Raw genomic sequence first — 12105 nt, 5'->3', positions numbered from 1 at the left:
CAACGTGCGGTAAACAAGGAGCAACCATGGCACCGGGGAACGACGCGAACACGGCCCGAAGGGCTCGCGCCACCCGCTCCGCCGGGCTGCTCCCCCTCGTGATCGGGCTGGCCTCGGCGGCCGCGCTCACCGGCGCGGCGTACTTCACGGTGGACAACGCGACCTGCGGCTCCCCGGCCCAGTACATCCGCCACGACAGCCACGTCGAGCTGGTCGGTGGCTGTATCGACGGCGCCGACCTGCCGGCCACCGGCACGCCGTCGACCGGCGGTGTCGTGCACGGCAACTACAACCCCTGACCTGGCGGTTACCCCCGTGGTCCCCGGGCACGAAAGCGCCTGCTTCCGCCGGGTGCAGCGAACCCGGATGATCATCAGGTGACCACCGTTTACGAGCCGGGCCGCGGCCCCGGCCCCGCCAAGCCCACCGAAGAAGCGTCGAGCCTGCTGCTGGGTGCCCACAGCCTGGGCGCGCTGGCCACCGTCAACCGCAGCGGTTTCCCGCACCTGTCCACGGTCGCCTACGCCTGGGATCCGGCCGGACGCGTGGTGCGGATCGGGTCCACGGCGGGGCGGGCGAAGGTTCGCCAGCTGGCCCGTGAACCGCGCGCGTCACTCTACGTCAGCAGCGCCGACCACTTGGCCTTCGCCGTCGCCGAAGGCCTGGCCGAGGTGTCACCGGTCAGCTCGGTGCCCGGCGACGAGACCGGCCGGGAACTGCTCGCGTTGCAGGCGCCGTTCGGCGACCCCGGCGACGAGGCCGCGTTCCTGCGGAACATGGTCGAGGACCGCCGCGTGGTCATCCGGCTCCGGGTGGACCGGCTCTACGGCGGCGGCCTCGACGTGGGTGCTTGACCCTCAGCCCAGGGCGGTCAGCAGGTCCGCGACCAGGTCGCGGCCGTCCTCGATGCCGACCGAGAGGCGCAGCAGGTCGGCCGGGACCTGAAGGGTCGAGCCCGCCGTGCTCGCGTGGGTCATCTTGCCCGGGTGCTCGATCAGCGACTCGATGCCGCCGAGCGACTCGGCCAGGATGAACAGCTTCGTGCGCGAAGCCACCTCCAGCGCCGCCTGCTCACCGTCCGCGTGGCTGAACGACACCATCCCGCCGAAGCGGCGCATCTGCTTCGCCGCGGTCTCGTGACCCGGGTGCTCCGGCAGCCCCGGGTAGTAGACCTTCGCCACCTTGGGGTGCTTGACCAGCGCCTGCACGACGAGCTCGGCGTTGTCGCTGTGCCGCTCCATGCGCAGGGCGAGCGTCTTGATGCCGCGCAGGGTCAGCCAGGCGTCGAACGGGCCCGGCACCGCACCCGCCGCGTTGCGCAGGTAGAAGAACTGCTCGCGCAGCTCGTCCTCGTTGGTGACGATCGCGCCGCCGACGACGTCGGAGTGACCGCCGAGGTACTTCGTCGTCGAGTGCAGGACGATGTCCGCCCCCAGGGAGAGCGGGTTCTGCAGGTACGGCGTCGCGAAGGTGTTGTCGACCACCAGGCGGGCGCCGGCGTCGTGCGCCACTCCGGCCAGCGCCGCGATGTCGGCGATGCCGAGCAGCGGGTTGGTCGGCGACTCGCACCAGATCAGCTTGGTTTCGGGCCGGATGGCCGCGCGCACCTCGTCGAGGTCGGCGAGGTCGGCGACGGTGTGCTCGACGCCCCACAGGCTGAGCACCTTGTCGATCAGGCGGAACGTGCCGCCGTACGCGTCGTTGCCGAGCACGAGGTGGTCACCGGGGCGGAGGGTACTGCGCAGCACCACGTCGGACGCCGCCATGCCGGACGCGAAGGCCAGCGCGTGCCGGCCGCCTTCCAGCGAGGCCAGCGCCTCCTCCAGCGCCGAACGGGTCGGGTTCGCGGTGCGCGAGTACTCGAAGTCGCCCTCACGGGTCCCGCCCACGCCGTCCTGCGCGTAGGTCGAGGTCTGGTAGATCGGCACGATCACCGCGCCGGTGCGGGGGTCGGGCTTCTGACCGGCGTGGATCGCGCGTGTCTCGAAGCCCAGTACGGAGTAGTCGTCCACCATCGGTTCAGCGTACGGGCCGGCCCTGGCATTCCCGTCAGGTGGGATAGCTCTCAGTGCCGCGTCCACCGGCGGGTGGCCGGCAGCGCCGCGAGCACCAGCAGGGCCGCGAACGGCAGCGAACCGACGATCCACCGGAGCAAGGCGGTGTCGATGCCCGTCGGGCCGCCCACGATGGCGAGGATGCGCTGGGAGCGGAGCACGGCGCTGCCGATCCACGCGACCAGTGCGAGAACGGCGGCGGCCATGCTCAGCACCCGGCCCGCGCCCGTGCGCGCGAGCAGCGAGATGCCGCCGAGCAGGAGCAGCAGGCCGACGACGGCGTCGGTGAGCTGGCCGGGGACCAGCACGTCCTGCTGGCCGAAGAGCTGCGCGACCCAGACGATGCCCGTCAGGAACCACAGCCCGCCGATCAGGGCGAGCACCCCGGCGGCGACCGCGGTCCCGGCACGGGGCTTCGGCGGTGCCGGATGTGACGGGGCCGTGAGGCTCATTCACCAGCTCCGCGTCGAATAGGCGCCCTGGCCGGACAGGGCGGGCAGCACGGACGCGCGGTAGCGCAGGTACCGGAACGTCGGCGGCAGGAACGCCAGCACCAGCACGAGCACCGCCAGCGCGACGAGACCGACGCGGTCAGCCATGGCCAACCCGCCGTGGGTGAACACGGCGTCGGCGAACCGGGACGGCGGCACGCCCACCGACAGCGGCTCGGTGAGCAGGGCGCCGATGGCCAGCAGCGCACCGAGGCCGAGCAGGACCGCACCCGCCGTCGCGCGGAACAGCGTCGCCAGCGAACCGAGCAGCAGCACGAGTCCCGCGACGAGGTAGCCGGCGAGGTCCACCAGCACCCAGCCCGGCAGCGCGCCGAGACTGAATTCGGCGGGCATGTCGAGGAAGATCTTGACCGGCACATATCCCGCGGCGACCGAGGCCGGCAGTCCGAGCAGTCCAGCGAGAACCGCCGTTACGCCGGATGGCCGAGTCGATGAATACGAATGCGAATGCGACGCCGGATATCCGTGCGGACCGGTCACAACTCCCCCATCAGCCGAGCGGGACGACGGCGCTCACCTTAGTCCGAATTGGGGGAAGTGGTCCGAAAAAGAACGGAATTCGGCCGGACGGCGGAACCCAAGATCATTTTTGTGCGGTAGCGGCAGAAATCCTGTCACGCGATCACGGCGGAAGCGCTACTCCTCTTTTGTCCTTTTCGGACAATTGCGTATTCGCCTATAAATGCAGCGTGCCCCGGAGCCGAATCGGCTCCGGGGCACGAATGGTGTGCTAGGTCACCACTGCTGCTGCGGGGGCTGGCCGGGCTGGCCGAACCCGCCGCTCGGCCGGCCCTGCTGCCCCGGCGGCGGGCCCCAGCCCTGCGGCGCTTGCCCCGGCTGCTGCGGATAGCCCTGCGGCGGCTGGCCCGGCTGGCCGTACCCACCCTGCTGCGGCGGCTGCCCCGGCTGCGGGAACCCCCCGCTCGACGGGTTCGGTCCGCCCGGCTGGCCATACCCGCCGTGCTGCGGCTGGCCCGGCTGGGGGAACCCGCCGGTGGACGGGTTGGGTCCGCCTGGCTGGCCGTAACCCGGCGGCGGACCGTAACCCTGCGGCGGCTGCCCCGGCTGGCCGTAGCCGCCCGGCTGCTGCTGCCCGAACCCGCCCGGCTGGGCGTAGCCCTGCTGGGGCTGACCCGGCTGGCCGTACGGGCCCGGCTGGCCGAAGCCGCCCGGCTGCTGCGGGCCGCCGAAGCCCTGCGGCGGGCCCCCGAAGCCCTGCGGGCCGCCCGGCGCGGCACTGCCGCCACCGAGGCCGACGAGCTGCTTGGTGCCCGGGATCAGCCCCAGCACTCCGATCGCGAGGATCAGAACGCCGAAGATCATCGTCGGGATGCCCTTGCCGGTGGCGCTGTCGATTTCCGTGCCGAGCCCCCTGAGCCTGTCCAGGTAGGCGGCGTTCGGCGTCGTTCCCACGAGCAGCAGGACCGAGGACAGCACGACCAGCGCGCCGCCGGCGGCGAGGGCGATCGGCACGATCTTCCGGAGCGTCGCGGGCAGCTTGCCGGCGAGCGCCAGACCGACGCCCGCGGCCAGCGCGACCAGGCAGAAGACCAGCAACATGATCACGTAGAACCACAGGGTGCCCGGCGCCGCGGTGCCCGCCGCGTCCAGGAACCGGTTGAGCACGTCGTCGCTCGGGGCTTTGCTCAAGGCGGTCGAGTAGTCGCTGACGTTGCCGATGTAGACGAACGTGAAGATCAGCGCGACCAGCGCGAAGAGTGCCGCGAGCCCGCCGGCGACGAAGCCGGACAGGCCCTTGCCGCCGGCCGCCGGAGCGGCGCCGAACTGCGGCGGCCCACCGAAGCCGGGCTGCTGCTGGCCACCGAACCCGGGAGCGCCGAAGCCCTGCGGCGGCTGGCCCGGCTGGCCGTAGCCCGGCTGCTGGCCGAATCCGCCCTGCTGGCCCGGCTGCCCGAACCCGCCCGGCTGCTGGCCGTAACCACCGGGCTGCTGACCGAAGGCCGCGGCCGGGTTGTCGGCCGCGCTCGGCGGCGGGGTGTACGGGATCGCCGGCGGCTGGGAGCCCGGGGGCACCAGCTGCGTCGAGTCCGCGACCGGGGCGTCGCCGCCGGCCGGGTGCACCATCTGGGTCGCGTTCGCGTCGAACGGCGGCATCGCCTGGGTTGCGCCCGCCCCGCCGTCACCCGGCTGGACGACCTGGGTCGGTTCCGGCGTCTCCCCGAACGGGGAACCGCCTTGCTGCTGGTTCGGCTGCACCACCTGGGTGGGCTCCGGGCTGCCGAACGGGTCGTCCTGCTGCGGCTGGGGGCCACTCGGCGGGCCCTGAGGTGGCTGGCCGCCACCCCACGGCTGGTTCGGTGGCTGCGGTGCACTCATGTGGGTCTTGAACCCCCTTGACGAGGACGCGAAAGTGTTCTACTGCGTCCACGCTATCGGATCACCCGGAAGGGCGCTCGTAACGCCCTGCCGGGTCCACCGATCAAACTCTTCCGGGATCCGGTCAGCGACCGGCCAGGAATCCGAGCAGGTCGTGCCGCGTGAGCACCCCGGCGGGCTTGCCGTCGACCAGCACGAGCGCGCCGTCGGCACCCTCGAGGGCGGTCATCGCGGCGCCCACCTGCTCGCCGCCGCCGATCGTCGGCAGCGGCGGGGACATGTGCTGCTCGAGCCGGTCGGCCAGCTGCGCCTTGCCGGTGAACAGCGCGTCGAGCAGGTCGCGTTCGTTGACGGCGCCGACGACCTCGGCGGCCATCACCGGCGGCTCCGCGCTGACCACGGGCATCTGGCTCACGCCGAACTCGGAGAGGATCGCGATGGCTTCGGCCACGGTCTCCTTCGGGTGCGAGTGCACCAGATCGGGCAGCGACCCGCTCTTCTTCGTCAGCACGTCGGCGACCGTCGCGCCGGAGGAGTCGGGCGGCAGGAAGCCGTAGGAGGACATCCAGGTGTCGTTGAAGACCTTCGTCAGGTAGCCCCGGCCGCCGTCGGGCAGCAGCACGACCACGACGTCGTCCTCGGTCAGCCGCTCGGCGAGCTTCAGCGCGGCCGCGACGGCCATCCCGCAGGAGCCGCCGACCAGCAGGCCCTCCTCCAGCGCGAGCCGCCGGGTGACCTGGAACGAATCGGCGTCGGAGATCGGGATGATCTCGTCGGCGATGCCGCGGTCGTAGGTGTCCGGCCAGAAGTCCTCGCCGACACCTTCGACCAGGTACGGACGGCCGCTGCCGCCGGAGTAGACCGAGCCCTCCGGGTCGGCGCCGACGACCTGCACGGCGCCGTCGCTGACCTCCTTGAGGTACTTGCCGGTGCCGGAGATCGTGCCGCCGGTGCCGACGCCCGCGACGAAGTGGGTGATCTTCCCGTCGGTCTGCTTCCACAGCTCGGGGCCGGTGGAGAGGTAGTGGCTCTCCGGGTTCTGCGCGTTGGCGTACTGGTTGGGCTTCCAGGCGCCGTCGATCTCGCGGACCAGGCGGTCGGAGACGTTGTAGTAGGAGTCAGGGTGCTCGGGCGCGACCGCCGTCGGGCACACCACGACCCGGGCGCCGTACGCCTTGAGCACGTTGCGCTTGTCTTCGCTGACCTTGTCCGGGCAGACGAACACGCAGCGGTAGCCCTTGCGCTGGGCGACCATGGCCAGCCCGACGCCGGTGTTGCCGGACGTCGGCTCCACGATCGTGCCGCCGGGGCGCAGCTCGCCGGAAGCTTCGGCGGCTTCGATCATGCGCAGCGCGATCCGGTCCTTGACCGAGCCACCCGGGTTCAGGTACTCGACCTTGGCCAGCACGAGCGGCTTCAGCCCCTTGGTCAACGAGTTCAGCTTGACCAGCGGGGTGTTGCCCACGAGGTCTGCGATGTGCTCTGCGTACTCCACGACCGCCAGCCTAAACGGCGCACCCGTGGCGGTGTCCACTCGTGCGCCATCGAGCGCCCGGGGCGGGCTCCCGGGTGCGCGCCGGCGATGCCGGGCGCGGCCAATCGTATCGAGCCGCCGACGGCGCCGATTGGTCCTTTCGTGTCAATTCCGCCCAGCGGCCACGAGCCGGCAGGCGGACTTCGCACCGAATCGGCCGGACCTGCGAAAACTGCGTCGGCGAAACTTTCGCCTTCACCACTGAAACGGTTTCCCGGAAATCGGCCGGTCGGTGCGGGACGCCTTGCCGAAGTCGCACTCGGTGCGGAATTCGGCGCCGCGGAACGTCGCCGGTCCGCGGGCCTTCGCGGCGCGGCGCCGCCGCGGCCACTCCCGGCCGCCGGGGAACCTCACACCCGCTCCGGCTTTCTCCCGGGAGCCGGACGCGGCAGTATGTGAGCAACCGCTTAGCTCGCGATACGAGGATGTGTCACGCCATGCCCGAAGCCGTCATCGTCTCCACCGCGCGCTCGCCGATCGGGCGCGCCAACAAGGGTTCGCTGGTCAGCATGCGACCCGACGACCTGACCGTGCAGATGGTCCAGGCGGCGCTGGCCAAGGTGCCGGAGCTCGACCCCCCCGACATCGACGACCTGATGCTGGGCTGCGGCCTGCCGGGCGGCGAGTCCGGGTTCAACATGGGCCGCGCGGTCGCCGTCGAACTGGGCTACGACCACCTGCCCGGCTGCACCATCACCCGGTACTGCTCGTCCAGCCTGCAGACCACCCGGATGGCGTTCCACGCGATCAAGGCCGGCGAAGGCGACGTCTTCATCTCGGCCGGTGTCGAGACCGTCTCGAGGTTCTCGAAGGGCAGCTCCGACTCCTGGCCCGACACGCACAACCCGCTGTTCGCCGACGCCGAGCAGCGCACCGCCGCGACCGCCGCATCGGGCGCCGACAGCTGGACCGACCCGCGCGCCGAGGGGAACGTCCCGGACGTCTACATCGCGATGGGGCAGACCGCGGAGAACCTGGCGCGGGTGAAGGGCGTCACCCGCGAGGAGATGGACGAGTTCGGCGTCCGTTCGCAGAACCTGGCCGAGAAGGCCATCGCGGACGGCTTCTGGGCCAAGGACATCACCCCGGTGACGCTGCCGGACGGCACGGTCGTCTCGAAGGACGACGGCCCGCGCGCCGGCGTGACGGTCGAAGGCGTCTCCGGGCTCAAGCCGGTGTTCCGCCCGGACGGCCGGGTCACGGCGGGCAACTGCTGCGCGCTCAACGACGGCGCGGCGGCGCTGGTCGTCATGTCCGACACGAAGGCGCAGGAGCTGGGCCTGACGCCGCTGGCGCGGATCGTGTCCACCGGCGTCACCGGGCTTTCGCCGGAGATCATGGGTTACGGCCCGGTCGAGGCGTCCAAGCAGGCGCTCTCGCGTGCGGGGCTGTCGATCGGCGACATCGACCTGGTCGAGATCAACGAGGCGTTCGCCGCCCAGGTCATCCCGTCCTACCGCGACCTGGGCATCGACCTGGACCGGCTCAACGTCAACGGCGGCGCGATCGCGGTGGGCCACCCGTTCGGCATGACCGGCGCCCGGATCACTTCGACGCTGATCAACTCGCTGCAGCACCACGACAAGCAGTTCGGCCTCGAGACGATGTGCGTCGGCGGTGGCCAGGGCATGGCGTTGATCATCGAACGCCTTTCCTGACGCCTGAACCCTGACCCCTGACCCCTGGACACAGCGAAGGCCCCCTCACCGTTGGGCGAGGGGGCCTTCGTGAAACCTGCTACCGCTCGTTCGTCTTGACGCACATCGTCGTCGCCGGCTCCGGGTACACCGCGACGCGCGTGGCCTCGGTTCCCTCGCAGACGTTCTTGTCGGCCTGGCCCGTCACGACCTTGACGAGCTCGCCGTCCTTGCTCGGGTCGGTGCACGGGACCTTCACGTAGCCCTTGGTCTGCGACGTGAAGTTCGCCAGGCAGTCGCCCTGCTTCGCGTTGATCATCAGGCACAGCTTGTACGAGCTGCTGCCGCTGACCGAGTAGGTGTCGTAGCCGGCGTCTGTGCCGCCGGGGCAGTCACCAAAGGAGCTTTCCAGCTTCTTGGCGATCTTCACGTTCGCCTTCGGGTCGTTGCAGTCGGTCTTCGCCGGGTCGTCACCGCCCTGGGTGAACTCGGTGATCGTGAGGCAGTCACCGGCGACGGCCCGGTCGGGCGAGTTCTTGAAGGCGATGAACCCCACGACGAGCAGCGCGATCACCACGACAGCACCGATGCCGCCCAGGATCAGCCCACGGGCCTTCGAACGCTTCGGCGGGGCCGGCGGCGCGGGCGGGAAGCCGGGCGCGAACTGGCCGGGCTGGCCGGGCTGGCCGGGCTGGAACTGGCCGGGCGGCGGGCCGTACTGGCCGGGCTGGCCCTGCGGCGGCGGGCCGTACTGACCCGGCTGCCCCGGCGGCACCTGGCCGTACTGACCGGGCTGCCCCTGCGGCGACTGTCCGTACTGGCCGGGCTGGCCGTACGGCTGCTGCTGCGGCTGGCCGCCGGGAGGCGGACCGTAAGGATCGGGCTGACCCACCGGCTGCTGGCCCCCGGGGGCCGGAGGGGGAACGCTCACTGTGAACCTCACACATGTGAAATGAGAACCGACCGGCCCATCAAACACGCAGGGTGAGCACGATCCGCAGTGGGGTCCACAAATGCCTGAATCGCCGACAGAAAAGGCGCCCCGTTGGTTACGGAGCGCCTTCACCGGTGAACTGTGAGCCAGGTTACTCACGCAGGTACGAGAGCAGCCGCAGGATCTCCAGGTACAGCCAGACCAGCGTCGTCATCAGGCCGAACGCGGTGTACCAAGCCCACTTCGACGGCATGCCCTCACGGATCATCCGGTCGGCCTGGTCGAAGTCGAGCAGGAAGCTGAACGCCGCGATGCCGATGCAGAGAATGCTGAAGGCGATGGCGAGCGTACCGCCGCCGCGCAGCGGGTTGAAGCCGAAGGCCAGCGAGCTGATCAGGTTGAACAGCATCAGGACGGCGACCCCGACGACGGCGCCGACGATCCACTTGGTCAGCTTGGGCGTGACCTTGACCGCGCCGGTCTTGTAGACGACCAGCATGCCGATGAAGACACCCACCGTGCCGATGATCGCCTGCAGCGCGATGCCGGGGTAGATCGCCTCGAACACGCCGCTCAGCGCACCGAGGAACAGGCCTTCGGCGGCCGAGTACGTCAGCGTCAGCGCGCCGCTGGGCTTCCGGCGGAAGATGATCACCAGCGAGACGACGAGCCCGACGACCAGGCCGCCGAGCATCACGCCGATGAGGGCGCCGGACAGCCGGCCGGTCTCGGCCAGCTGGGCCTGCGCCCAGATGGCCGTGAGCACGCCGAAGAGCAGCGCGGTGGCGAGCGACAGCCCCGTCTTGATGACGACGTCGTCGACGGTCATCGGGCGATCGTCCGCACCGGAGGCGGTCTGGCCGGGGCCGTACCCGGGCACGCCGCCCTGGGGTTGGTTGAAGCCCACCGGGGGCCCGTACTGCCCGTACGTCTGGGTTCCGCCGTGGGGCAGGTTGCGGAACGCCGGGTTGCTACTGGAACGCACCTGATCCTCCTGGATCTGCTGCTTCGTTTTCGTCGCTGCATCGGGTTCAACGACCGCCGGGGGCAAGCGGTTCCCGTCGAGTAAAGACGACTTTACTCGACGGGGAACCACCGGCCTGGAGTGACACGGTCAGCGACGGCCATCACGACCGTTCGCCGACAGCCACCCGAAGAGCGGTACACAGTTTTCACCCGTGGCGCAACGCTCACTTCGCGTACTCGGATCTTCACCGAATGCGCGTCGGGGACTTGATCAGTCGTGTGACCTGCAGAGACGCCGGGCGCTGCCGCGCGTCGAACGAAGGAGCATTGACACCATGGGGTGGTCAACACGCCCGCGCGCGGGTGTTCGCGCGTTCACCGGTCTCGTCGCCGCGGCTCTGCTCGGCACCCTTTCCCTGACGGTCGGCGCCTCGCCCGCGTCGGCCGCCAGCCAGGAAGGCATCGGCTACGAGGTCAAGCCCGGCCAGGACATGCACCCGCGGCCGAGCCGCAACTGGCTCGGCTCGTACATCGTCGGCGGGGAGCAGGTCTTCTGCGTGAGCTTCCAGCTCAAGGCCCCGGACACCGACGAGCAGTACAAGCCCGGCGACGAGCTGCTCACGAAGTGGGGCACGAAGCTGCCCGCCGACGAGGCGGCGAACATCTCCTACCTGCTGCTGCGCTACGGCGACACGAAGAAGCCGGACGAAGCCGCGGCGCTCGCCCACCTGCTGCACTCGTGGACCGCCGCCCCGCGCACGCCGGCCGACCTGGACCCGTCGCTCACCTACGACAAGATCGGTTACGACGCGAAGTACCACCTCGATCTGCTGCCCGCGGACGCCAAGGCGGCCGTCGAGCGCCTGCGCACGGAGGCCGAGACCGACCGCGGCCCGTGGAAGGCGTCGGTCACCACGCCGAAGGGCGACCAGCACCCCGGCGAGGCCGCCGAGTGGACGGTCACCGTGAAGAACGCCAAGGGCAAGGGCGTCGCGGACGTCCCGGTGAAGCTGACGGCGACCGACGCGACCCTCGACGACGGGAAGGCGGACGCCGCGGCCGGGAACTCCAGCCCGCAGGGCGCCGCGAAGGACGTCACCCTCAAGACGGGCGCCGACGGCACCGTGCGCGTGAAGCTGACCCCGGCCGGGGACCGGCCGAAGCTGGTGGCCACGCTGTCCGCCCCGGCCGACCGGCCGTACGTGCGGGTACCGGTCGACACCAAGACGCAGCGCGTGGTCTCCACCGGTGGCGAGCAGAAGCTGACCGCCCAGGGCGTCGTCAACGTCGCGAAGCCCGGCAAGGTGCAGGTCATGAAGACGGACGCGAACACGGGCAAGGGCGTCGGCGGCGCCGTCCTGCGGATCACCGGCAAGGACCGGACGTCGGCCGCGCTCGGCCAGAACGGCAAGCCGCTCCTCGGCGCCGACGGCAAGCCCGCGGTGGTCACCACCGACGGCAAGACCGGCGGCGTGACGGTCGAGGACCTCCGCGCCCCGCAGGAGATCTGCGTCGTCGAAGCGAGCCCGCCGCCGGGCTACACGAACGCGTACGACCCGGCGAACCCGCCGTCGGCGTGCGGCACGGTGAAGCCGGGCGACACACTCACCCTGACCGTGACGAACAAGCCGAACGAGGTTCCCCGCGCGATCCCGGCCGGCGACCAGCCGGTCGCACAGGCGCGCGGTGTCGTCGAGACGAGCTACTCCGTGCCGGGCCTCGCCGGGTTCGGCCTGCTCGTGCTGCTGATGGCCGGGCTGATCGGCTTCGCCGCACGACGGGCTTCCCGGAGGTAACGGCGTGGCGAACCACGGCGGCGACTGGCGGGGTGACGACTGGTTCGTCGACGAGTGGCACCGGGGCATCGGCTGGGCGGCCGCCGAAGACGATCAGCCCGGCGGGCAACAACCGGTCCCGCCCGCCCCGCCCGCCCGGAAGTCCGGCCGGGGCCGGCTGCTCGCCGGCTTCGCACTCGGCGCGGCGACGGTGCTCGCGGTGCAGTTCGGCTCCACCGTGGTCACCGCGGCGCCGGTGGCGGTCGTGACCGGCACGGCGCTGCCCGCGGCCGGTGCCGCCGGAGCCGCGGCCCCGGTGCCGTCCCCGTCCCCGACGGCCACCGCTCCCGCGGCTC

The 12105-nt window shown here is 71.2% G+C and carries 12 protein-coding genes and 1 pseudogene; 5 read left to right on the top strand and 8 right to left on the bottom strand.

What is annotated here, in order from left to right; all coding sequences use genetic code 11:
- Nucleotides 1–26: 26 nt before the first annotated feature.
- Both AB0F15_RS38215 and AB0F15_RS38210 read left to right on the top strand, forming a co-directional pair.
- Nucleotides 27–299, top strand: coding sequence for a hypothetical protein (locus AB0F15_RS38215; protein WP_360281513.1), 273 nt, complete (start codon nucleotides 27–29; stop codon nucleotides 297–299).
- Between the two features lie 78 nt (nucleotides 300–377).
- Nucleotides 378–854, top strand: coding sequence for a TIGR03618 family F420-dependent PPOX class oxidoreductase (locus AB0F15_RS38210; protein WP_360281511.1), 477 nt, complete (start codon nucleotides 378–380; stop codon nucleotides 852–854).
- 3 nt (nucleotides 855–857) lie between these two features.
- Here AB0F15_RS38210 and AB0F15_RS38205 read toward each other — a convergent pair whose 3' ends face one another.
- The 6 genes from AB0F15_RS38205 to AB0F15_RS38180 form a co-directional block, all read right to left on the bottom strand.
- Nucleotides 858–2015 (bottom strand): cystathionine gamma-synthase, encoded by a 1158-nt coding sequence (locus tag AB0F15_RS38205; RefSeq protein WP_360281509.1) that lies wholly within the window; start codon nucleotides 2013–2015, stop codon nucleotides 858–860.
- Nucleotides 2016–2065: 50 nt separating this feature from the next.
- Nucleotides 2066–2506 (bottom strand): hypothetical protein, encoded by a 441-nt coding sequence (locus tag AB0F15_RS38200; RefSeq protein WP_360281507.1) that lies wholly within the window; start codon nucleotides 2504–2506, stop codon nucleotides 2066–2068.
- A complete protein-coding gene (locus AB0F15_RS38195) occupies nucleotides 2507–2899 on the bottom strand; it encodes a hypothetical protein (RefSeq protein ID WP_360281505.1) in 393 nt (130 codons plus the stop codon). It abuts the gene before it with no gap.
- Between the two features lie 402 nt (nucleotides 2900–3301).
- Nucleotides 3302–4903: a hypothetical protein gene (locus AB0F15_RS38190; RefSeq protein WP_360281503.1), complete on the bottom strand. Its 1602-nt coding sequence runs from the start codon at nucleotides 4901–4903 to the stop codon at nucleotides 3302–3304.
- Nucleotides 4904–5027: 124 nt separating this feature from the next.
- Complete coding sequence (locus AB0F15_RS38185; protein ID WP_360281501.1) at nucleotides 5028–6398, bottom strand: cystathionine beta-synthase; 1371 nt, start codon at nucleotides 6396–6398, stop codon at nucleotides 5028–5030.
- Between the two features lie 234 nt (nucleotides 6399–6632).
- Nucleotides 6633–6791 carry a hypothetical protein gene (locus AB0F15_RS38180; protein ID WP_360281499.1) on the bottom strand — a complete coding sequence of 53 codons (159 nt, stop codon included), beginning with the start codon at nucleotides 6789–6791 and terminating at the stop codon, nucleotides 6633–6635.
- A gap of 83 nt (nucleotides 6792–6874) precedes the next feature.
- On the opposite strand from AB0F15_RS38180, the gene AB0F15_RS38175 reads away from it, so the two are divergent.
- On the top strand, nucleotides 6875–8095 hold the full coding sequence (locus AB0F15_RS38175; protein WP_360281497.1) for an acetyl-CoA C-acetyltransferase: 1221 nt from the start codon (nucleotides 6875–6877) through the stop codon (nucleotides 8093–8095).
- 79 nt (nucleotides 8096–8174) lie between these two features.
- On the opposite strand, the gene AB0F15_RS38170 is transcribed toward AB0F15_RS38175, so the two are convergent.
- Both AB0F15_RS38170 and AB0F15_RS38165 read right to left on the bottom strand, forming a co-directional pair.
- Entirely contained in the window at nucleotides 8175–9005 is an 831-nt protein-coding gene (locus AB0F15_RS38170) for a hypothetical protein (RefSeq protein WP_360281495.1), read from the bottom strand.
- 154 nt (nucleotides 9006–9159) lie between these two features.
- Nucleotides 9160–9993, bottom strand: a complete 834-nt coding sequence (locus AB0F15_RS38165) for a Bax inhibitor-1/YccA family protein (protein ID WP_360281493.1) — start codon at nucleotides 9991–9993, stop codon at nucleotides 9160–9162.
- A 316-nt stretch (nucleotides 9994–10309) separates the two neighbouring features.
- On the opposite strand from AB0F15_RS38165, the gene AB0F15_RS38160 reads away from it, so the two are divergent.
- On the top strand, nucleotides 10310–11770 hold the full coding sequence (locus AB0F15_RS38160; RefSeq protein ID WP_360281491.1) for a hypothetical protein: 1461 nt from the start codon (nucleotides 10310–10312) through the stop codon (nucleotides 11768–11770).
- Nucleotides 11771–11774: 4 nt separating this feature from the next.
- Nucleotides 11775–12105 (top strand): annotated as a pseudogene (locus AB0F15_RS38155) (class F sortase); the annotation flags it as partial.

It is taken from the genome of Amycolatopsis sp. NPDC026612 (assembly GCF_040638285.1).
GTDB lineage: Bacteria > Actinomycetota > Actinomycetes > Mycobacteriales > Pseudonocardiaceae > Amycolatopsis.
Note: the sequence above shows the minus strand (reverse complement) of the source record. Positions and strands in the feature narration are given on the sequence as shown.